At 34.0% G+C, this 22,324-nt stretch carries 24 protein-coding genes; 15 read left to right on the forward strand and 9 right to left on the reverse strand.

The window, feature by feature from the left end; translation table 11 throughout:
• Positions 1-59: 59 nt before the first annotated feature.
• The gene (locus ACYSNX_RS06695; protein ID WP_461753906.1) at positions 60-2,000 is read left to right on the forward strand and encodes an OmpA family protein; all 1,941 of its coding nucleotides are present in this window, start codon (positions 60-62) and stop codon (positions 1,998-2,000) included.
• Between the two features lie 131 nt (positions 2,001-2,131).
• Here the strand turns inward: ACYSNX_RS06695 and ACYSNX_RS06700 are convergent, their stop codons facing one another.
• Positions 2,132-2,911 carry a hypothetical protein gene (locus ACYSNX_RS06700; RefSeq protein ID WP_461753907.1) on the reverse strand — a complete coding sequence of 260 codons (780 nt, stop codon included), beginning with the start codon at positions 2,909-2,911 and terminating at the stop codon, positions 2,132-2,134.
• Between the two features lie 268 nt (positions 2,912-3,179).
• On the opposite strand from ACYSNX_RS06700, the gene pyrR reads away from it, so the two are divergent.
• The 7 genes from pyrR to ACYSNX_RS06735 all read left to right on the forward strand — a co-directional run bounded on the left by pyrR (position 3,180) and on the right by ACYSNX_RS06735 (position 7,574).
• The gene (gene pyrR / locus ACYSNX_RS06705; protein WP_461753908.1) at positions 3,180-3,734 is read left to right on the forward strand and encodes a bifunctional pyr operon transcriptional regulator/uracil phosphoribosyltransferase PyrR; all 555 of its coding nucleotides are present in this window, start codon (positions 3,180-3,182) and stop codon (positions 3,732-3,734) included.
• Between the two features lie 22 nt (positions 3,735-3,756).
• Positions 3,757-4,683, forward strand: coding sequence for an aspartate carbamoyltransferase catalytic subunit (locus tag ACYSNX_RS06710; protein ID WP_461753909.1), 927 nt, complete (start codon positions 3,757-3,759; stop codon positions 4,681-4,683).
• Between the two features lie 41 nt (positions 4,684-4,724).
• Positions 4,725-5,066, forward strand: a complete 342-nt coding sequence (locus tag ACYSNX_RS06715; protein ID WP_461753910.1) for a ribonuclease Z — start codon at positions 4,725-4,727, stop codon at positions 5,064-5,066.
• 103 nt (positions 5,067-5,169) lie between these two features.
• On the forward strand, positions 5,170-6,078 hold the full coding sequence (locus ACYSNX_RS06720; RefSeq protein WP_461753911.1) for a ribonuclease Z: 909 nt from the start codon (positions 5,170-5,172) through the stop codon (positions 6,076-6,078).
• An 11-nt stretch (positions 6,079-6,089) separates the two neighbouring features.
• On the forward strand, positions 6,090-6,734 hold the full coding sequence (pdxH, locus tag ACYSNX_RS06725; protein ID WP_461753912.1) for a pyridoxamine 5'-phosphate oxidase: 645 nt from the start codon (positions 6,090-6,092) through the stop codon (positions 6,732-6,734).
• An 11-nt stretch (positions 6,735-6,745) separates the two neighbouring features.
• The gene (locus tag ACYSNX_RS06730; RefSeq protein ID WP_461753913.1) at positions 6,746-7,036 is read left to right on the forward strand and encodes a hypothetical protein; all 291 of its coding nucleotides are present in this window, start codon (positions 6,746-6,748) and stop codon (positions 7,034-7,036) included.
• On the forward strand, positions 7,017-7,574 hold the full coding sequence (locus ACYSNX_RS06735) for a Smr/MutS family protein (protein ID WP_461753914.1): 558 nt from the start codon (positions 7,017-7,019) through the stop codon (positions 7,572-7,574). The genes ACYSNX_RS06730 and ACYSNX_RS06735 overlap by 20 nt, the downstream gene beginning before the upstream one ends.
• A gap of 45 nt (positions 7,575-7,619) precedes the next feature.
• Here the strand turns inward: ACYSNX_RS06735 and ACYSNX_RS06740 are convergent, their stop codons facing one another.
• The 6 genes from ACYSNX_RS06740 to ACYSNX_RS06765 all read right to left on the reverse strand — a co-directional run bounded on the left by ACYSNX_RS06740 (position 7,620) and on the right by ACYSNX_RS06765 (position 12,099).
• Positions 7,620-7,844 (reverse strand): hypothetical protein, encoded by a 225-nt coding sequence (locus ACYSNX_RS06740; protein WP_461753915.1) that lies wholly within the window; start codon positions 7,842-7,844, stop codon positions 7,620-7,622.
• Positions 7,845-7,988: 144 nt separating this feature from the next.
• Entirely contained in the window at positions 7,989-8,744 is a 756-nt protein-coding gene (tpiA, locus tag ACYSNX_RS06745) for a triose-phosphate isomerase (RefSeq protein ID WP_461753916.1), read from the reverse strand.
• 1 nt (position 8,745) lies between these two features.
• Entirely contained in the window at positions 8,746-9,333 is a 588-nt protein-coding gene (locus ACYSNX_RS06750; RefSeq protein WP_461753917.1) for a TlpA family protein disulfide reductase, read from the reverse strand.
• A gap of 14 nt (positions 9,334-9,347) precedes the next feature.
• Positions 9,348-10,421: an ABC transporter permease gene (locus ACYSNX_RS06755; protein ID WP_461753918.1), complete on the reverse strand. Its 1,074-nt coding sequence runs from the start codon at positions 10,419-10,421 to the stop codon at positions 9,348-9,350.
• A gap of 4 nt (positions 10,422-10,425) precedes the next feature.
• Positions 10,426-11,523, reverse strand: coding sequence for a BT_3928 family protein (locus tag ACYSNX_RS06760; protein ID WP_461753919.1), 1,098 nt, complete (start codon positions 11,521-11,523; stop codon positions 10,426-10,428).
• A 33-nt stretch (positions 11,524-11,556) separates the two neighbouring features.
• Positions 11,557-12,099, reverse strand: a complete 543-nt coding sequence (locus ACYSNX_RS06765; RefSeq protein ID WP_461753920.1) for a DUF1599 domain-containing protein — start codon at positions 12,097-12,099, stop codon at positions 11,557-11,559.
• Between the two features lie 124 nt (positions 12,100-12,223).
• On the opposite strand from ACYSNX_RS06765, the gene folP reads away from it, so the two are divergent.
• Positions 12,224-13,048 carry a dihydropteroate synthase gene (gene folP / locus ACYSNX_RS06770; RefSeq protein ID WP_461753921.1) on the forward strand — a complete coding sequence of 275 codons (825 nt, stop codon included), beginning with the start codon at positions 12,224-12,226 and terminating at the stop codon, positions 13,046-13,048.
• Entirely contained in the window at positions 13,045-13,653 is a 609-nt protein-coding gene (locus ACYSNX_RS06775; RefSeq protein WP_461753922.1) for a hypothetical protein, read from the forward strand. The genes folP and ACYSNX_RS06775 overlap by 4 nt, the downstream gene beginning before the upstream one ends.
• A gap of 14 nt (positions 13,654-13,667) precedes the next feature.
• On the opposite strand, the gene rlmH is transcribed toward ACYSNX_RS06775, so the two are convergent.
• Complete coding sequence (rlmH, locus tag ACYSNX_RS06780; RefSeq protein WP_461753923.1) at positions 13,668-14,141, reverse strand: 23S rRNA (pseudouridine(1915)-N(3))-methyltransferase RlmH; 474 nt, start codon at positions 14,139-14,141, stop codon at positions 13,668-13,670.
• A gap of 171 nt (positions 14,142-14,312) precedes the next feature.
• Here rlmH and ggt point away from each other — a divergent pair, with 171 nt between their 5' ends.
• Both ggt and ACYSNX_RS06790 read left to right on the forward strand, forming a co-directional pair.
• Positions 14,313-15,989: a gamma-glutamyltransferase gene (gene ggt, locus ACYSNX_RS06785; protein WP_461753924.1), complete on the forward strand. Its 1,677-nt coding sequence runs from the start codon at positions 14,313-14,315 to the stop codon at positions 15,987-15,989.
• Between the two features lie 271 nt (positions 15,990-16,260).
• Positions 16,261-16,665, forward strand: a complete 405-nt coding sequence (locus tag ACYSNX_RS06790) for a hypothetical protein (protein ID WP_461753925.1) — start codon at positions 16,261-16,263, stop codon at positions 16,663-16,665.
• Positions 16,666-16,872: 207 nt separating this feature from the next.
• On the opposite strand, the gene ACYSNX_RS06795 is transcribed toward ACYSNX_RS06790, so the two are convergent.
• A complete protein-coding gene (locus tag ACYSNX_RS06795) occupies positions 16,873-17,874 on the reverse strand; it encodes a hypothetical protein (RefSeq protein WP_461753926.1) in 1,002 nt (333 codons plus the stop codon).
• A gap of 127 nt (positions 17,875-18,001) precedes the next feature.
• On the opposite strand from ACYSNX_RS06795, the gene ACYSNX_RS06800 reads away from it, so the two are divergent.
• The 3 genes from ACYSNX_RS06800 to ACYSNX_RS06810 all read left to right on the forward strand — a co-directional run bounded on the left by ACYSNX_RS06800 (position 18,002) and on the right by ACYSNX_RS06810 (position 22,315).
• Positions 18,002-19,732: an MFS transporter gene (locus ACYSNX_RS06800; RefSeq protein ID WP_461753927.1), complete on the forward strand. Its 1,731-nt coding sequence runs from the start codon at positions 18,002-18,004 to the stop codon at positions 19,730-19,732.
• Positions 19,733-19,869: 137 nt separating this feature from the next.
• Positions 19,870-20,997: a cysteine desulfurase family protein gene (locus tag ACYSNX_RS06805; protein ID WP_461753928.1), complete on the forward strand. Its 1,128-nt coding sequence runs from the start codon at positions 19,870-19,872 to the stop codon at positions 20,995-20,997.
• A gap of 145 nt (positions 20,998-21,142) precedes the next feature.
• A complete protein-coding gene (locus ACYSNX_RS06810; RefSeq protein WP_461753929.1) occupies positions 21,143-22,315 on the forward strand; it encodes an AIR synthase related protein in 1,173 nt (390 codons plus the stop codon).
• Positions 22,316-22,324 lie beyond the last annotated feature (9 nt).

A 22,324-nucleotide genomic window follows, 5' to 3' on the forward strand; every position in this document is an offset into this window, starting at 1 on the left:
TACAACTTATCTTTTGTTTTTGCGTTAGATATAGAACAAGTAAAATTAAAAATAAGCCAATGCACACTATTTCTTTTAGAAGTATCCTTTTTGTTTGTTTAGCCATGTTTCTGTCTTTGAGTCTAGAAGCTAAGGGGAAGCCCAGTTTAAAGCTAGCCGATAAATATTATAAAAAAGGAGAATATGATAAAGCAGCTAAGGAGTATAAGCGATTAGAAAGGGGTATTCGTACCGATAACTATATTTATTTACAATTAGCCGATTGTTATGATCGTTTAACAAGAGATATCGAAGCCTCTAAATACTATGGAAAGGCCATTTATAAGGATCCTTCTGTATCGCCAGAGATTTATTATAAATACGCCAAAATCTTACAGAAAACCGGTAGGTACGAGGTAGCTAGAGACATGATGGATGATTTCTCGGCTATGGTTCCAACGGACTCCAGAAGTAGAGACTTTTTGCAAAATCCAGATGCTTATTACGATTTGTATAAGCTAAAGCAAAGGTTTATGTTCAGTGAAATTGGTTTCAATGATAGACAAACCCAAGATTATGGAGCTTTTTTAAATAAAAATGACACCCTTTACTTTGTATCTAATCGTACAAAACACGAAAAGAAAATTCCTCGAAAACTCTTTGAGGTGCGTACTCCTTTGAAAAGAGAGCCAAACTTTGATTTGTATATGGCTCAGTATAAACAAGCCGATGAGCCGATTTTTATTGCTACTCGTTTAAAAGGAAAAATCAATAAACGATTTAATGATGGTACACTAACCCAAGGGGTATTACCTAATACGGTTATTTTTACCTCTGAGAGCTTTAGGTATAGGAAATTTAGAAAAATACCGGTGGTTAAAAAAAGAGATCAAATCAATAATCTCTTTACAGCCACTTTAAAGAAAACCAAGTTTAGAAAGATTAAAAAACTTCCCTTTACCAAAGGGGAATATACCTATCAAAATCCTGCTATTACTCCGGATTCTACCTATTTATACTTTGCCTCTAATATGCCAGGTAGTTTTGGAGAATTGGATATTTGGAGAGTTGAAATTTTAGAAGATGGTTTGGAGTATGGAGAACCAGAAAACTTGGGACCTATAGTGAATTCAGGGACTAAAAATGATTTTCCTTTTATTAGTGAAGACAATATACTTTATTTTGCTTCCGATAGATGGGGAGGTTATGGAGGATTAGATGTATATAGTTACGATCTGAAAAACCCTACACAAAAGCCGGTTAATCTAGGGGCGCCATTAAATACTCCTAGGGATGATTATGCCTTTAGTTTTTATCCTCAAAAGCATATAGGCTTTGTCTCTACTAACCGCATTGGTAGGACTGATATTTATAAGGTGAAACAGGTATGTGCTGTGGATGTGGAGATAGTGGTGAAAAATAAAACCCATGGGCACCATATAAGCGGAGCTAAAGTGCAGTTTACCAATGATGTTAGACAGCCTCTTCCAGCCATTTTTACTGGAAGAAAAGGAAGTGTTTCTTTACCTTTGAATTGTTTGACTGATTTTGACCTAGAGGTATCCCATGAAGATTTTTTAAATGAAAAACAGGTGGTTAAACTTCAAAGAGAACAAGAAAAAATTCAAATAGTAGTGGAACTTGTGCCTTTAGAGGATTTGGTAATACAGGATAGTCATATTGAACTTGCTGATATTAATTTTGCTTTCGATCAAAAGGAAATTACCGAGCAAAGTAAACCAGAGCTAAATAAATTAGTACAGGTAATGAAGCGTTATCCAACTATGCGTATACAGGTTGACTCTCATACTGATAGTAAAGGTAAAGCCGAGTATAACTTAGCCTTATCCGAACAAAGAGCTAAAGCTACTGTAGAGTATCTGATTTCTCAGGGTGTTTCACCAGATAGATTAGAATACAAAGGGTATGGTTCTAGCCGAACAAAAGTAGATTGTGATCCGTGTAGTGAACTTGAAGATGCAATTAATAGACGAAGTGAGTTTATTATTCTTAGTCGATAATTCAACTACTTCTACATAGAAAATATATAAAAAGCCCCAAAATCAATATAGGTTTAGTTGATTTTGGGGCTTTTGTTTTCTTAAATACTTATTTAAATATAATATGGTTTTGAAAAGATATTGTAGCTATTTTAGTAAGTGAATTTTGCTAACATTAAAATAATCGCATCATCTTTATACAGATTAAGGGTTTGATCTGCTACATCGAAAAGATAGCTTTGGTGATTTAAAATCTCCAAGGTGCTTTGTAGAAGCTTGCTCTTTGGTGAAAGCAAAGAATCCGAGTGGTTTTCTATTTTTGAAAAGTGAACAGTGTTGGTAGGAAAATCAAAATAATACCTTAGAAAAAAGTGATTTTCTTTATCCTTAACACTAACTAAGTTTTGGTTTGGGTCAAAGAATAGTTCTACCATTTGATTAGATAACCCCAGGTTTTCTTGGTGGATTTGTATTACTTTCCATTGGTGTTTGATGATATAGCTATACAGTCCTTGTTGTTTGACTTTATCTAGAGCTATAGATTTTTGACTTACTTTATTTTTATATAGGAAAGTAGTAGTGTCTATGGTGGTAAAGACTAGGTTTTGTTGGTTAAACAAACTTCTTAGTGCTTTTTTGTTTTTTCGAGATAATGAACTGTTTTTAAATACTTGGAAATCTATTTTTCCTGTACTGATTTGTAGTAGGTTATTTTGCTTTTTTAGGGTTTTAAAAGGTACCTTAAAAAAGGTAGTAGATGTATTACCTTCTATGGTTTGATCCTTGGGAGATAGCTTAAAATACACTCCTTGTTTAGTGGATTCTTTTTGAAGGTTAAAAAAGTAAGACAAGTCAGGATCGATCCCATTTTGAGCGAAGGTTAAAAGGCTAGAGAATAATACAAAAATTAGAAGGTAGCTTTTATGCATCATAAGAAATAAATTAAACTTTTAAAGTAGTTGTGGGGTAAAGGTACCTATAATTATTGGCTTTCTTTTAAGTGAGACGTGAAATTTATAATAGGGTTCAAGATCAGACAAGGGCTATTGAGTTATCAATTAGTAGGTTAGTTGTAAAGGCTATCTTTAAATAGGGCCTTAGTACTTTGGCAAATATAAAATTTACATTTTGTTTGGGCTTAAATTAGTACAGAACAATATTTAATTGTAATTTTACCACCCAAACACAACTCTTTTTTATATGAATCCAAAAGTATTACTTACTTCAAAAGAGATTGACATTATTCTTCATCGTTTGGCATGTCAGTTAGTGGAAAATCACCTTGATTTTTCTGAAACACTTCTTATTGGTATTCAGCCACGTGGCCGATTCTTAGCTGAGCGTATTAAGCATATTTTAGAAAATGAATACCATATTCCTTCTATTGCTTTAGGTTTTTTAGATATTACATTTTTTAGAGATGATTTTAGAAGAAATCAAAAACCTCTTGAAGCCAATAAAACACAAATCGATTTTCTTGTAGAAGATAAAAATGTTGTCTTTATTGATGACGTTCTTTTTACAGGGCGCAGCATTCGCGCAGCATTAACTGCTATTCAATCTTTTGGACGTCCTAAAGAAATTGAACTTTTAGTATTAATTGACCGTAGATTTTCTAGGAATTTACCTATACAGCCTGACTATAGAGGTCGTCAAGTAGATGCCATCAATAATGAATCGGTAAGGGTGCAATGGTCAGAGCAAGGCAAAGAGGACTGTGTGTTTTTAGCCTCACAAGAAAACCAAAATATTTAAAAATAGGAAATCCAAATCAAGAATGAAGGAACTAAGTGTAAATCATCTTTTAGGTATAAAGTATATCAATGAAAACGATATTAATCTAATTTTTGAAACAGCAGATCATTTCAAGGAAGTTATCAATCGCCCGATTAAAAAAGTACCTTCTTTAAGAGATATTACCATTGCCAATATCTTCTTTGAGAACTCCACACGAACAAAATTATCTTTTGAGTTAGCACAAAAAAGATTGTCTGCCGATGTAATAAGCTTTTCAGCAGCCCAAAGTTCTGTGAAAAAAGGAGAAACCTTAATTGATACGGTGAATAATATTTTGGCCATGAAGGTGGATATGGTTGTTATGCGCCATAGTAATCCTGGAGCGGCGTATTTTTTATCCAAAAATGTTAACGCAAGTATCATAAACGCAGGAGATGGTGCCCATGAGCACCCAACTCAAGCTTTACTAGATAGTTATTCTATTAGAGAGCAATTAGGGGATGTGGCAGGTAAAAAAGTAGTTATTGTAGGGGATATTCTACACTCTAGGGTGGCATTATCTAATATTTTTGCTTTGCAAAAACAAGGAGCACAGGTAATGGTATGTGGACCAAAAACGTTGATTCCAAGGTATATTGCTGAGCTAGGAGTAAAAGTAGAATCGGATTTACGCAAGGCACTAAATTGGTGTGATGCTGCAAATATGTTAAGGGTACAGAACGAACGTTTGGATTATAGTTATTTTCCATCCACTAGAGAGTATTCTCAACAATATGGATTAACTAAAGAAATTTTAGATTCTTTAGATAAGAAAATAATGGTAATGCACCCAGGACCAATTAATCGTGGGGTAGAGATTACCTCTGAGGTTGCTGATAGTGATCAAGCTGTTATTTTAGATCAGGTTGAAAATGGGGTTGCTATTCGAATGGCTGTTACCTATTTATTAGCCTCTAAAATAAAATAATTAAAGTTCAGCCCATAAAAAGGCATTTAAAAAGGTATAGTATGAAAATTAAGGAGAAAGGACACAGCGCAATTCTTGTTAATAATCAGGCGGATATTGCCGATTTTATTCAAAAGATCAAAGATCAATATAAAGTTAGTTTAGCCCACAAGAATATTATTGTGGACTTGACTAATCATGCCAATGATATTGTAGAATCCGATTTGTTGTTATTTGAGCAATTAGCTCTAGAGCATGTCAATACTGCTAAAAAATCTTTTGTTATTGTTATTCCAGATGTGGATTTTAATGACTTTGACCAGGAGTTAGTTGTAGTGCCTACTTTATTAGAGGCTGGAGATATTATTGATATGGATGAGATCCAAAGAGAATTAGGATTTTAAAATAATTATACCAAAAAAGGCTTAAGAAATTAAGCCTTTTTCTTTTTGTTATCTTAGGGTCTTTTTTGTACATTACAAGTGTAATTACAAAAAAACTAATAAATTGAAGCTTACCATATTAGGCTGTTATGCGGCTACACCTAGGTCTATTACTAATCCCACTTCTCAGGTTTTAGAAATTGCCAATGAGATGTTCCTTATCGATGCAGGAGAAGGTACCCAAGTACAATTGAGGCGTCGTAAGATAAAATTTCAGCGTATTAATCGTATTTTCATTTCCCATTTACACGGAGACCACTTCTTTGGTCTAATAGGACTTATCTCTACTTTTTCTTTATTAAATCGCCAAAATGACCTTCATGTGTATGGTCCTAAGGGGATTAAGGAAGTAATCCTATTGCAATTGCGCTTATCGAATTCTTTTACAAGTTATAAACTGTTTTTTCACGAACTCACTAGTAAGGAGTCCGAGGTTATTTATCAAGATGATAAAGTAAAAGTAACTACTATTCCTTTAGATCATAGGGTTTATACCAATGGGTTTTTATTTGAAGAAAGCAAGCAAGAAAGAAAATTGCGCTTAGGTGCTATTATGGACTACGGCATAGAAAAGTGTTATTACCAGAAAATAAAAGATGGATCTGATATTACCCTAGATTCTGGAGAAGTTATCTCGAATAAGGAATTAACCTATGATCCTGAAAAAGGGCAGAGTTATGCTTTTTGTTCGGATACAAAATACTCAGAGAGTATTGTTCCTATTATAAAAGGAGTAGATGTATTGTATCATGAGAGTACTTTTTTGGATTCTGAATCTCATTATACGGAACATACCAAGCATAGCACGGCCAAAGAAGCAGCCGCTATTGCAAAATTAGCAGGATGTAAAACATTAGTTTTAGGTCATTACTCTACTCGTTATTCCGACATCACTTTATTTAAAAAGCAAGCCGAAACGGTTTTTGACGGAAAAATTTTGAATGGGGATGATGGCGCTATTTTTAATCTATAATTTTATTGCCCATGAAAGATTTAAGCAATTATAGACAAGTTTATGATAAGGATATTCTAAGTGAAAGTCTAGCTCATAAAGATGCTTTGATGCAATTTAGAAAATGGTTTGTAGAAGTGGAGCAAAGCCATTTGGAAAGAGAAGTTAATGCTATGCATGTAAGTAGCATTGGATTAGATGGATTTCCAAAAACAAGAGTAGTACTTTTAAAAAGCTATGATGAAAATGGCTTTGTGTTTTATACCAATTACGAATCGGAAAAATCCAAAGCAATATTGGCCAACCCTCACGTTTGTTTATCGTTTTTTTGGCCAGGTATGGAAAGACAGGTCATTATCAAAGGTTTAGCAAAAAAGGTAAGTGCAAGCCAAAGTGATAATTACTTTGACTCTCGTCCACATGGATCTAAACTAGGGGCTATCGCTTCTAATCAAAGCCAGGTCATAGAGAGTTATAAGGTATTGGAAGATAGGCTAAAGCAGCTAGAACAAGAGAATCCTCAGGATATTAAAAGGCCTGATTTTTGGGGTGGATTTTGTGTAGAACCTATTTCTATAGAATTCTGGCAAGGTAGACCAAATAGACTGCACGATAGATTGCGTTATCGCCTAAGTGAAGATAAGCTAGATTGGATTGTTGAGCGTTTAGCTCCTTAAAAAATGCTAAGATGAATAAAATAGTTAAAATTATATATGTTGTTATTGCTATTGTTTTTATGATTTGGGCTTTAACCCAACAAGCAAATGGCAATGCTCAAATATGGGTGCAGGTAGTAGCTGTGGTGTTGTTTTTTGGTCTAATGGCTAGACTTATGAGCAAAACTCCTACTAATTCCAATGCGCAAATGCAAAATCCAGCCGAACGTGAATTCGATGCAGGTATTAAAGAAAACCTTATGGATAACGCCCAGGAAGAAGAACCACAAAAAACAGAAGATCATGCTAAAAAAAGGAGATAAAGTACTTGTTTTAGATGAAGATCAACAAGGGGTAGTTCAAAAGATAGAAGCAGATAAAGTTACTATAGAAACCCCAGAGGGATTTTTATTATTTTACCAACCTAAGGAGCTGCTAAAGGTAGAAAACCAGGAGGATAAAATTATCGAAAAAGCTAGTACTAGGGGATCTATTGCTGCCTCTCAGGAGCAAAAGGTAGGTCCTGTAAAACGCAGTTTTGTCAAAGAAAAACGCTCAAAGAATAAAGATTTTATTATGGAGGCTGACCTGCATATTGAGAAGCTAACCAAAAATCATGCTCGCATGGAAAAATACGATATGCTAATCTTACAATTAGATACCGCTAGGGGACAATTGGAATGGGCTATAGCTAATCGAATCCCACGCATTGTATTTATCCACGGAGTAGGAGAAGGGGTTTTAAAAACCGAATTAGAGTATTTGTTTTCGCGTTATCCCGAAGTGGTAGCTGAGGATGCTAATTACCAAAAATATGGCCTAGGTGCCACTCAAATCTACATTAAGCAAAATGTAAGATAAATAGAAAAGGTTTGTATGGTAAAATGCCATACAAACCTTTTTTATTTAGTCCTCTTGTGCCAAGAAAAATTTCATTGACTTTTTAGGATATTGTTCTCTACTTTTAGCGCTAGGATTTGCAATAAGGGTTTTAATACTTACTTTATCTCCTAGTTGAAAGGTACTTTCTACATATTGATAATCCAATAAATATGGTCCGCAAAAGTAATTTCCTTGGGCATCTTTTTCAATTATTCCTTGATAGATACCTTTTTTGGTTTCTTTAGACATTATAAACAAATTTATGGCTCAAAGATACAACATACATTGGGATTAGCTTAAAAAATTATACCAAGAATATAATGGGAGAATTTTAAGCCAAAAAAAGCAGCAAGAAATATTCCTTACTGCTTTTATTGGTTTTAATAGGTTTGCTTAAATAGCTGCTTCTACTATTTTAGCGAAATCCTCTGCAATTAATGCTGCTCCACCAACTAGACCACCGTCTACATCTGGTTGAGCGAAAATTTCTTTAGCATTAGAAGCCTTAACGCTTCCACCATATAATATGCGAGTAGCTTGGGCTACTTTTTTATCGTATTTACGCTCGATTTCTTCGCGAATAAATTTGTGCATTTCTTGTGCTTGCTCATTAGTTGCTGTTTGGCCTGTACCAATTGCCCAAACAGGTTCATAAGCTACGATGATATGCTCAAATTCAGAGGCAGATAAATGGAATAAACCATCTGTTAATTGAGCGAAAATCACATTGAAGTGTTGTTTTGCTTCTCTGTGTTTTAATTCTTCACCAATACAGAAAATCACTTTCATTCCATGTCTTAAAGCTGTATCCACTTTAGCACGTAAATCAGCGCTAGTTTCATGGAAGTAAATTCTTCTTTCAGAATGTCCTAGAATAACGGTTTTTACTCCAACACTTGTTAGCATCTGTGCAGAAATTTCTCCTGTAAATGCTCCACCTTCTGCTTGGTGCATATTTTGAGCAGAAACCTTTACTTGTTTACCTTCTAATAAAGTGGTTGCACATTGTAAGTTGGTAAAAGATGGTGCTACAATTACTTCAACTTTATCACTTGAAGGTAGCATTGGTACTAATTCATCTAAAAACTTTTTTGTTTCTGGATAGGTTTTATGCATTTTCCAGTTTCCAGCAACGATTGACTTTCTCATATTAGTTTAATTTCGTTAAAATTTCTTTGATTTGCTCAAAATTCTTCTCTGTTGCGTTATATAAAGCAATGTTAGAAGCTTTATCTATTACAATATAACGTGGAATCCAATTTAAATCAATTGCCGCTCCAAATTCTCCTCTCATTCCTTTAGGGTCAAGTAAGAAGTAATGTTCTCCTTTTAATTGGTATTTCTCCACGGCCTCTTGCCATTTTTCTACTGTCTTATCTAAAGATAGGTAGATATAAGTGGTAGAAGGGAATTGTTGTTTAATTTGGTTTGCTCCATCGATAGCTGTAATACAATCGGGACACCATGAAGCCCAAATATCAATTAAAGCCGGTTTACCCTTAGCTTTATCTAAAATATCTTTAAGAGTTACTGTATGTCCATCCATAGTTTGGAAGGCAGTATTTAAAACCTCAGCAGAAAATGCCGTGGGATCTTCTTTAGGTGTCTCTTGGGTATCTTTCCCTATATCTAGGGTAGAAGACTCCTGAAATGTCTGGGTTTCTACTTGTTCTGCTTTTTCTTTACAAGCGGTAAAGCTTAGAGCTACAAGAGCTAGAGAAAAGAATACTTTTTTCATATGATTATTTATTATTAATTCAATTTAATTCGTGGATCTAAATAAGCGTAGATCAAATCTACCAAAATAGTTACTAGTATAAAACTAGTTGCTATTAGTAATACGGCTCCCATAATAACGGGCAAGTCTAAGGTGTTTAATGCCTCGACAATTTGTTTCCCTAATCCATTCCAACCAAATATATACTCCACGAAAACTGCTCCAGCTAACATAGAAGCAAACCAGCCTGATAAAGCAGTAACTACTGGATTTAAGGCGTTTTTTAAACCATGGGATCTAATAATTGCCCAAAGAGGTAAGCCTTTTGCCTTAGCTGTTGTAATATAGTCTTGGTTAAATACCTCTAAAAGAGAACTTCTCATAAGCTGGCACACCACGGCTAATGGTCTAATCCCAAGAACTATACTTGGTAAGATACAATTCTTTAAAGCCATGTATTCCCCTTGTCCAAAGTCATCTACTTCGTAAAGGCTACCGCTCATGGGAAGATTGGTATAATCGTGTAATAAGTAACCAAAAATCCAAGCAAATAATATGGCGCTAAAAAACGAGGGTATACTCATTCCAAAGGTACTTATAAGGGATATAGCCTTGTCAATCCAAGTGTTTACCCATACAAAACTTATAATCCCAAGAAGCATTCCTACTACTAGGGCTATACTAATGGCTATAAAGGCAAGCAGCACAGTATTGGGTAATGTTTCCCATAGTATTTCACTTACTTTTTTATCCCTTTTTTGAAAACTCTCTCTTAAATAAGGTAATTTAATAAGCACCTGGTGGTCTTTATATTTAAAAAAAGTAAAGCCTTTGTATTGCCCCTTGTCATAGGAGTAATCCTCTGGGTTAGTACTATGTAAGGAGATAAAGGATAGGTCGTTAAGATAAAGAGCGTATTGTTTTTCTAGACTTTTATCAAAGCCAAATTTCTTATTAATTAAGGCTATTTGCTGGGCAGATTCATTTTGATCTAACATCATCCTAGCTGGATCACCTGGTAGGATATGAAATAAAAAAAACACCACACTTACTACTCCAAATAAAGTAGCGATACCATAGCCTAATTTTTTTAGAAAGTAACCAATCAAAATACTATAAGTTTAATTGGTCTATATCATTGTAATGACTTTTTTGAGTAATGACTCCTTTTTCTAAAAGGACGATACTTGGGTTAGAACGTTCAATTGTTTTTAAAGTTGTTCCATCACACGTATAATATTCAAAAGGCAAATCATATAATTCAATGTTTTGGTCAGATAGCTCACTATCTGAAGCCGTCAGTCCAATTACTTTATAACCATTGACGATAGCTTTATTAGCAAAGTCTTTCATTTTTTGCATACCTTGCTTTTCTGCTCTTTGCAAATCGTAAGTGATAATTAAAGCAAGCTTCTGCTCTTGCATCATATCATAAGTATAATCAAAACCATCCTTATCCATTGTAAAATCATGGATTGGTGGTATGTATCCTTGTTGGATTAGTTTGTCGGTTCTTCTAATAAAAGTTGCTCCACTTGGAATTTGACTAAGTTCTTTATCGCTAAAGGCAGTTTCTTTTCCATCTACTAAATAGTAGAAGGTCATCTCAAATTTGCTTAGGGGTGCATCTTCTGGTACTTCCATATTCTCTAGAATATCCGTACCTACTTTGTATACTCTAAAGTCTTTCAAAGGCAAATGGTTTAATACCCAATATCCCATAAAGCCACACCCAAGTAAACTAACTAACATAATTAGAAAACGCTTCTTAGCTGTAAATAGTTTGCTTACTACTTTTTCATTGAAAAACACAAAAAGGATTAAAATTAGTAAAACGATGTCTTTAGTGAAACTTTGCCATGGAGTAAGGCTAATGGCATCTCCGAAACATCCACAGTCAGTTACTTTATTAAAATAGGCCGAGTAAAAAGTTAAAAAGCTAAAGAATACAATCATGGCTAAAAGTAGCCAAAGGGTAAGCTTACGCATAAAGCCAATAAGCAGTGCTACCCCTAATAGTACTTCAGCAATTACTACAATTAGTGCAATATCTAAGGCATACGGATAGAGTGATGGTAAATCTAGCACACCAGCAGAGAAATACTCTTCCAGTTTAAAAGAAAAACCAACAGGGTCGTTTAATTTAATTAAACCAGAGATTATAAATAGGATTCCAACAAAAAATTGGGATAGTTTTGCAATGATTTTCATTTCATTAAAGGCTTAAGGTATAAATAGGATTGTTTAGTTTTTATTCTCTAAGTGTATCATAGCAAATACAGCATAGTTAATCATATCTTGGTAATTGGCATCAACCCCTTCAGAGGCGATTGTTTTACCTTTGTTATCTTCTATTTGTTTTACTCTTAGAAGTTTTTGTATGATTAAGTCCGTTAGAGAACTAACCCTTAAATCCCTCCAAGCCTCTCCGTAATCATGGTTTTTGTCTTCCATTAACTCTTTGGTAAGTTTTACCTTTTGATCATACAAATTAGTGGCTTGTTCTACAGTTAAATCAGGTTGTTTAACTTGAGGTAAATCCAGGTTAATCAAAGCCATTATACAGTAGTTGATAATACCGATGAATTCAGATTCCTGATTTTCTTGTATCTTTTGCACTTCGTTCTCTTGTATGCTTCGTATGCGTTGAGCTTTTATATAAATTTGATCCGTTAAAGAGCTAAGGCGTAAAACGCGCCAAGCGCAACCATAATCTTTCATTTTGCGTAAGTATAAATCTCTACAAAGTGCAATTACTTGATCATATTGGGTAGAAGTAGTGTTCATTTGAATTATATTTGTCTTATATTTTTTCAAAAATACTAATAAAACTAGCCCTTTGAAAGGCTAAAATAGTTTTTGAAATTGCTTTATTAGATAAATGTACAAAAAAACTAACGTATAACACACAATGACAATAAATTGTAAGGGAGAATTAATTGATTTATGTGATCCAAAAATAATGGGAATTTTAAATATTACTCCCAATTCTTTTTTTGATGGTGGAAAATACAAATCCGACAAGGACTTTTTAGCCCAAGGGGAGTTAATGCTAGAGCAGGGGGCAGATTTTTTAGACCTTGGAGCTTATTCTAGCAAACCAAGTGCAGATTTTGTAGCTCAAGACCAAGAATTAGCTAGAATTATTCCAGTTGTAGAATTATTGGTAAAAGAATTTCCACAGGTAAAAATCTCCATAGATACCTTTAGAGGGGAAGTAGCTAGGCAAAGTATTTTAGCTGGAGCTTGTATGGTTAATGATATTTCAGGGGGGAAATTAGACCCTACCATGTTAGAGATAGTAGGCCAATTGCAAGTACCTTATATCTTGATGCATATGAAGGGAAATCCCCAAACTATGCAGTCCTTGGCTGAGTACCAAAATATCACAAAAGAAGTGATTACTTACTTTTCCAAGCAAGTGGCTCTAGCTAGAGAAAAAGGGATAAACGATATTATTATCGATCCAGGTTTTGGATTCGCAAAGACCTTGGAACAAAATTATGAATTAATGCAATATATGGAGCTGTTACATGCTTTAGATTTGCCTATTTTGGTTGGTATTTCTAGAAAGTCCATGATATATAAATTATTGGAAACCACTGCGGAATTTGCTTTAAATGGAACAACCGTACTAAATACTATTGCCTTGCAAAAGGGGGTGTCTATTTTAAGGGTACACGATGTTTTACAAGCAGTGGAAACCAAAAAAATCTATAACGCTTTAACGAGATGAAAAAAATAAGTTTTTTACTTTTAAGTTTGGTTTTACTTAGTAGTTGTAATAGAAAACAACTGGAATTAACCAGAGCTAGCTATACTAATACGGAATTTGTAGAGAATCATTCACCTGTATATTTTGAAATGGATCAAGAGGGGAAAATGATTGTAAATCAAGATAATCGTATTGCGAATACCAATTATATTGTATCGGTGCAAAGAGATTTGAATCTTTTGGAGGTAGCCCAGGAGGTAATGAATATTAAACAAAGGAAATACGATGAGAAAAGCAATATGCATAGTGATCAACTAGAGGTGTTTTATAGCTATGTGGATACTTTAAATAAAAGGTTGGCTTTTTTACCAAGTAAAGAGGTTGACTTTGGCTTTGAAGGACCTTCGTCTTTAGAGAATTTAGTCTTTGTAAAAAATAAGGATACAGTATTAATCCAAGGTTATAGTTTTGGCTACGCAGATTGGTTAGATCATTTACCACAAAGCGACTCATTACAATTAGGCTTTGCTAAAGACTTGGATTTTGAAACCTATTTACAAACTAGAATTCTTTTGAATCAACAGCAAAAACAGGGTCAGTTCAACCCTGTAGATTTAGTATATTAAGCCTTATGGCCAAATTATTGATGGTGGTAGGGTTCATTCTTTAAGATAGTAAAGCCTCTATAGATCTGCTCAATAACAAATAAACGAATCATTTGATGGGAAAATGTCATTTTTGAAAAAGATATTTTCCCTTTACTTGCTTGGTACAACTCTTGGGAAAAACCATAAGGACCACCAATGACAAAAACCAAGGTTTTTATTCCCGCATTCATTCTTTTCTGAAGTTCTTCAGAGAAGCCTACACTGGTAAATTCTTTACCGTTTTCATCCAATAAAACTAAATAATCACTTGGAGTTATTTTAGAAAGAATAAGTTCTCCTTCTTTTTGTTTTTGCTGATCCTGGGATAAATTTTTAGCATTTTTTATGTCTGGGATTATTTCTAGCTCAAACTTAATATAAAAGTTTAATCGCTTAATATAATCTTCCATCAACACAAGTAGAGATTTATTATCTGTCTTACCTACAGCTATTAACTTTATATTCATGGGTGTTTTTTTGCAAAAATAGAAGTTTACTAGGCTTGAGACAAATTTTTAAAATAAAATTGTAATTGGTTTTTTCCCGATTTACTTGGTCTTTTAAGTTTTATTTCGTTAAGGTTAACAAAAAATATACTTAAATTTTTTATATATTGCTGACCTTAATAAAAAACATACATGAATAAATTAGTTATTGCAGCAATTATGGTTTGCGCGGGAGTTTTACACACTTTTGCTCAAAAACCATTAGAGTTTAAAAACGGGCTTGTTGTTGCGGCCCATCCTCTAGCAAGTAAAGTAGGAGTTGATATTCTAAAAAAGGGAGGTAATGCAGCTGATGCAGCTGTAGCAGTAGAATTAGCTCTTGCAGTGGTTTATCCCAATGCCGGTAACATCGGTGGTGGTGGTTTTATCATTTACCGTTCTTCTGATGGTCAAGTACAAAGTTTAGATTATAGAGAAAAAGCGCCAATGCAAGCCAGAGAAAATATGTATTGGGGTGCAGATGGTAATGCATTAACGGAATTGAGTATAAATGGAAGTTTATCGGTAGGAGTTCCTGGGACAGTTGCAGGGATGGAAGAGCTACATAAACGCTATGGATCTTTACCCTGGAAGGATGTAGTTCAACCAGCTGTGGATTTGGCTCAAAATGGATTTGCAATTACAGAACAGCAAGCAGGGGAATTAACTAAGCATGCAAAAGATTTTGAAAAATATAGCAGTCAAAGTAATGTGTTTAGTCAGAATAAAACTTGGCAAAATCAAGATATTTTAGTGCAAGAGGATTTAGCTAAGACTCTAAAGCTTATACAACAAAATGGTAGGGACGGTTTTTATAAAGGCCAAACAGCCGATTTAATCGTGCAGGAAATGCAAAGAGGTAATGGGATGATTACCAAAGAAGATCTAGAAAACTACCAAGCTATTTGGCGAGAGCCTGTAACTGGATGGTATAAGGATTATAAAATTATTTCTATGCCGCCTCCAAGTAGTGGTGGAATTGCTTTACTTTCTTTGTTTCAAGCAGTACAACAGTACCCTCTTTCTAAGTGGGGCTTCCAGAGCTTAAATACCGTTCAAGTGATGGTAGAGGCAGAAAGAAGAGTCTATGCCGATAGAGCCCAATATTTGGGAGATCCTGACTTTGTTAAAATACCAGTACAAGAATTATTAGATCCTCTTTATATTAAAAGTAGAATGGCAAACGTGGATTTATCCAAAGCTACTCCAAGTTCAGAGGTTAATCCAGGTGTTTTTCCAGGATTTGAAAGTGAAGAAACAACCCATTATTGTATAGTGGATAAATGGGGTAATGCTATATCGGCTACTACTACTTTAAATGGATCTTATGGATCTCATGTAGTTGTAGGTGGTGCAGGTTTTATTTTAAACAATGAAATGGATGACTTTTCCATTAAACCTGGAGTTCCTAATATGTATGGCTTAGTTGGCGGTAAAGCAAATGCTATTGAGCCTGGTAAGAGAATGCTTAGTTCAATGTCTCCAACTATTATTGAGAAAGAAGGCCAGTTATACATGGTAGTTGGTACCCCTGGGGGATCCACTATTATAACTTCTGTTTTCCAAACTATTTTAAATGTTGTGGATTTTGGGATGAATATGCAACAAGCTGTTAGTGCACCTCGTTTCCATCATCAGTGGTTGCCTGATCAAATCGATGTGGAGCAAAATGCTATTTCACAAAAAGTAAGGCAGCAATTAGAGGACAAAGGTTATAAGTTATCACCTAGAAAAAATTATGGTAGAGTAGAAGGAATTCTTGTAAACCCAAACAAAACTTACCAAGGAGGAGCGGACCCAAGAGGGGATGATACTGTTTCAGGATATTAGAAAAACAATAAATTGTAAAGTTTATGGCCCCTTCCTTTTGGTAGGGGCCATAAATTTTATTCTACCTAAGGCCATGGAATATATTATCTTATAATGTATAGTAGTACTGGGAGTTTGTACTATTTTGAAAAGAATTAAATTATGCGTAAAGAACTGTTTTTAATTTGTTTATTTATTAGTACCATTTATTGGTCTGTCTCAAAATAAAGAAAAATCCTTTTTTGGGGGACAAATAGCAATATTTGAAGCTCGAGTATATAATGAGTTTGCTTTGTCTTGTAGTTTTTCCTTTCAATCAAGTGTAGCTTTATTAGCAGGAGTTGATAATTCAGATTTTTATGTTTCTAGTAAAGTACAGATAAGTTCTAAATGGAATTATAATCTAAATAAAAGAAGATATGACAATCTAAATACAAAATATAACTCCTCTAACTGTGTATCTTTAAATATGTCCTATACTCCAAACTGGGCTATCATATCGGACTATAAACACAGAGATATAGAAAAGATCTCGATTATCCCAACCTTTGGGGTCAAACGCAACTTTAATAAACATATGAATTATGAACTATTCATTGGTATGGGCTATGAGCATTACCTAAACACTAAGACGGTTAATTCAGAAGGTACTAAAATGGCAATAAGTATTGGCGCTTTAATTAGATTTGATTTTTAAGTCTATTTAGAACAAAAGACGAATCGCTATTGCTGTTATGAATAAGGCATAGGAGCTTTTTTTTTGTTTATTAGCCTAATGTCTGCTGAATCAAAAAAAAATAACGCTTATAAAGAGTATTAATACTCTTTATAAGCGTTATTTTTTTCATGCTTTTTCTTTGGCTTGCAAGAAAGTATACTTCTTTAAAAACACGCCCTTTATTTTTTAGTAAAACTCTCCTAATTCGATGATAGGTTTTACAAAGGAATATTTCTCATATTGGTCTTTGTTGAAAACTATATTGACAAGAGAAATTTGGTATTTTAACTGTCTTTCACCTTCAATGGGTTGTGTCCAAGAGGCGCTAATATGAATTTCTCCACCACTAGCTTTCCACAGTTCTACTAAAGTATTAATAGTAGCAGTAGAATCTCCGGGAATATCTCCAGGGTTTTCACATACTTGGTTTAAGCTAATACCAGTTCTTTGGTATTGTTTAAAACTTAGTTTTCTTTGATCGTCAATTTTAAGTATAAGTGGACTAGAGGTAGCATCTAAAGGTAGGTCTTCTCTAGTTAAATCCATTAAAAGAGCTTCTTTATTGTTTAAAGCAAAGAATTGATCTTGGCAAGAATAATTTGCAAAAACTGGTCTTTGATCTTTATTGGTAAAAGAAAAGTCTAAAATTCTACTTTGGTAATTGTTAGTACCAAAGAACATTTTATCGTACTTTATATTGGTTTGACCATCATTGAAATTGATGTTTTGTAAATAAAATACATATTGATACGTAAGGTTTACTTTAGCATCTTTATCCGCACTATCATAATTCATGGTAATATTTCTGCTAATATCTACAGAACCACCTGGTGAGGCCATAATGCTCTTTATAACATTTGGGAAAGCTGGGCTTGGAATCTTACAGATATTATCGGCTGCAATTTTATCGGCATATTTGCGGTATTCCAAAGAAGTCTGCTGTCCATCAATGGTAACTTGTACCTTACTTAATGTAGGGTCTTTCATTAAGTTTTCAACATCAACTAAAAGTATTAAACTCTCTTGATCTTGTATTTTATAGAAAATTTTTTCCGCACCTGGATTAGGGCACTTATCTACTACGTTCTTTGCAGAGAAATCAATGTCATTATAGACTAAATCTCCATCATCACATGAACTTAACAAAAGAGCTGCAAGAAGCGGGATAGCCGTAAAAATTTTTTTCATTTTGATTGTCTTTATTCGAAAGACACAAAAATAGTTTTTTCTTTGTATATAAACGCATTTATCCTTGTATAAAAGCTTATTTAATTATCTTTACCCTATGATCCAACTTTATTGTTAATTCTTTTATATGCATAAGCAAGCTATTAAAACCAATTACTCAGGGCTTTATACTTTGGTAGTTGTCTTTTTCTTTTGGGGCTTTTTCGCCGCGGGTAATAGTATTTTTATTCCCTTTTGTAAAGATTATTTCTCTTTAGATCAGTTTCAAAGCCAGCTGATTGACTTCTCTTTTTATACCGCTTATTATACTGGAGCATTAGGTATGTTTTTATATAGCTCTATAACTAAGGTAGACTTGGTAAGTAAGTGGGGATACAAAAACTCTATTGTATATGGACTGCTATTCTCTGTCCTTGGAGCAGTAGCTATGGTATGGGCAGTGAGTGTTAGTATCTATTTAGCACTTCTAATAGGGCTTTTTATCGTAGCACTTGGATTTTCCTTACAACAAATCGCCGCAAATCCCTTAGCTATTTCCTTAGGAGACCCTAAGACAGGGACTTCAAGGGTAAGTTTAGCTGGAGGAATAAATTCTTTAGGAGGCACAATAGGTCCTTTACTTATGGCTTATGGGCTTTTTGGAACTACTAAAAACATAAGTGATCAAGATATTAAACACCTTTCTTTGGATAGTATGTCCTTATTATATGTGGGGATAGGAGCACTTTTTTTAATTGCTGCCATGCTGTTTTATTTTTCTAAAAGTATTCCAAAAGGAACTAGTAAAGCAGTGATGGAACCAGCCAAAAAAGCCTTAATCTTACTTATAGCGATGAGTTTATTGCTTTTAGGAGTGTTTTCTTATGTGTTTTATACCTATACTACCAAGGAACATTATGCCTCTATGGCTTTAGAAAAGCAAATAAATGAGTTAATCCAAAGCAGTACTACTGTGGATAGCTCTACTTTAAGCGTTTTACAAGATAGTTTACATGTTTTACAGGCTCCTTTAGAGAACCAGCGTATTATGTTTTTGTTTTTGGCCTTGTTAGTTATAGCTGGGTGCATTTTTTATGCTTATAAAGAAAGTCAAAAAAGTACTAAAGGATGGGGAGCTATGCAATACCCTCAATTACTCTTGGGGATGTTTGCCATTTTTTGTTATGTTGGAGTAGAAGTTGCCATAGGAAGTAATCTAGGAGAATTACTTAAGTTGCCTGAATTCGGCGCATTACAATCCTCTCAAATTGGACCTTATATTTCTATGTACTGGGGAAGTTTGATGATAGGAAGATGGGCCGGTGCGGTAAGTATTTTTAATTTGAAACCTTTTTGGCGTATATTTTGTTTGATTTTAGTGCCTTTTGTGGCTTATTTTGTCATTCTTTTAGCCAATGAATTAGCTGGTAATGACATGCAGGGCTTATACTATTATAGTATTTGTATTGTAATTCAAATTGCCTTTAGTTTTTATGCCAATAATAAAAGTGCTAGAACCATGATCTTATTTAGTTTTATGGGCTGCGCGGCTATGATTGTAGGTTTACTTAGTAGTGGTACTCTGGCTATTTATGCCTTTTTAGCAGGTGGATTAGCATGTAGTATTTTATGGCCAGCTATCTTTAATATAGCTATTATGGGATTAGGTAAATATACCGCTCAGGGTTCGTCTTTTTTAATTATGATGATTTTAGGTGGGGGAATTATCCCTCCTATACAAGGGAAGGTAGCCGATATAATTGGTATTCATAACTCCTATGTCATTAGTTTGTTATGTTTTGTGTATCTATTGTTTTTTGGTTTATTAGCCAAAAGAGTTTTAAAATCACAAAATATACGTATCGATGAAATCAATTAAGTGTTATTAATGAAAATGATTTATGTAAGGGTAAAAAACTTGTATTAATTTTAAGATTTGTTACATTTGCAATCCCTCAACTATAAAGATATAACTAACCAAAATTATAAAAAATAAAAATAAAATTTTACAATACAATGGAACATATATATTTAGACAATGCAGCAACTACTTCTGTTAGACCAGAGGTTATAGAAGAAATGGTAAAGGTTTTGAGAAATGATTATGGAAATCCTTCTTCTACTTATGCAATTGGTCGTCATGCTAAGGCTTTAATGGAAAATGCTAGAAAATCCATAGCTAAAGCATTTAATGTATCCTCTTCCGAGATTATTTTCACTTCATGTGGAACAGAGGCAAATAACTGGATTTTAACTAGTGCAGTTCGAGATTTAAAAGTAGAGCGTATTATTACAAGTCAATTAGAGCATCACGCTGTTTTAAATACCATAGCCCAATTAAAAAAGGCTTATGGAATTGAAGTGGAATTCGTGAATATTTTAGAGGATAGCCAAATTGACTACAATCACTTAGAGCAATTAATAAGTGGCACAGATAAAAAGACTTTAATCAGTCTTATGCATGTTAACAATGAAGTAGGTACAGAATTAGATTTACACAAGGTAGCACATTTGTGCAAAGACTATAATTGTCTTTTTCATTGTGATACTGTACAATCGGTTGGTAAAACAGAAATCAATTTGGAACAGTTGCCAATTGACTTTATCGTAGCTAGTGCTCATAAATTCCACGGACCAAAAGGCATTGGTTTTGCTTTTATTCGTAAAAACAACGTTTTACGTCCAGTAATTTTTGGAGGAGAACAAGAAAAAGGTTTAAGAGCAGGAACTGAAGGAGTACACCAAGTAGTTGGAATGGCAAAAGCCTTAGAAATGGCTTACGATCTTTTAGATAAAGAAAGAGAACATATTTCTTCCTTAAAAAAATACTGTAAAGAGAAATTAAGTGAAGTTTATCCAGAGGTGAAATTCAACGGAGATAATAAAGGGTTTTACAATATTGTAAATGTCCTTTTACCACTTTCTCAAGAAAAGGCAGCTATGATGCTTTTTCAATTAGATATGAAAGGTATTGCCGTGTCTAGAGGTAGTGCCTGTCAGAGTGGAAGTCAGAAGCCATCTCACGTTTTAAGCCAATTCTTATGTGAAGAGGATTTGAAAAAACCTAGCTTGAGACTATCTTTTTCTCACGAAAACACAAAACAAGATATAGATGTTTTAATTTCTGTACTACAAACAATATAAATAACCAAAATCTACTATGTAAATAGTAGATTTTTTTATTTTTATTACTAAATAAATGATAAAAGAATTAATCCTAAATCTATTGGGTAAATTCATTGTTTAAGCCAAACATTAGCATTAAATTTGCGCAAACAACACACTTTTTATGAATACGAATAATAGATACGCGCTTCGCGGGGTTTCTGCGGAGAAAGAAGACGTTCACAACGCTATTAAAAACATTGATAAAGGATTATTTCCTAAAGCATTTTGTAAGATCATTCCTGATCACTTAACCAATGACCCAGAGTACTGTTTAATTATGCATGCCGATGGAGCAGGAACTAAATCCTCTTTGGCTTATATGTACTGGAAAGAAACAGGAGATCTTTCTGTTTGGAAGGGTATTGCTCAAGATGCCTTAATTATGAATATTGATGACTTATTATGTGTAGGTGCAACTGATAATATTTTATTATCCAGTACTATTGGACGTAATAAGAATCTAGTTCCTGCTGAGGTTATCTCTGCCATTATTAATGGAACAGAGGAGCTAATCCAAGAATTGGAAAAATTCGGGGTTACTATACATTCTACTGGAGGAGAAACAGCCGATGTAGGTGATATTGTTAGAACAATTATTGTAGATTCTACCGTTACTGCTCGTATGAAAAGAAGCGATGTAATTGACAATGCTAATATTGCTCCTGGAGATGTAATAGTTGGATTAGAATCTTTTGGACAAGCTTCTTATGAGACTAAATACAATGGTGGAATGGGAAGTAACGGACTTACTTCTGCAAGACATGATGTATTTGATCATAGTTTAGCTACAAAATACCCAGAGAGTTATGACAGTGCTGTTCCGCAAGAACTAGTATACTCTGGAAAAGTACAGCTAACTGATAAAGTAGAAGATTCACCAATTGACGCAGGACAATTAGTTCTTTCTCCAACAAGAACATATGCTCCAATTATTAAAGCAATTTTGGATAAATATACAGCAGAGCAAATTCACGGTATGATTCACTGTAGTGGTGGAGCTCAAACTAAGATTTTACACTTTGTGGATAATGTGCATGTGATTAAGGATAATATGTTTGAAATCCCACCATTATTTAAATTAATCCAAGAGCAAAGTAATACAAATTGGAGAGAAATGTACCAGGTATTTAACTGTGGACACCGTATGGAATTATACGTAAAACCTGAGGTAGCCCAAGATATTATTGCCATTTCTGAATCTTTCAACGTAAAGGCTCAAATTGTAGGACGTGTAGAGGAGTCAGATACTAAGAAATTAACTATCTCTTCTACTTACGGAACTTTTACCTACTAATAAAAATAT

This window comes from Myroides sp. LJL115, assembly GCF_054871665.1.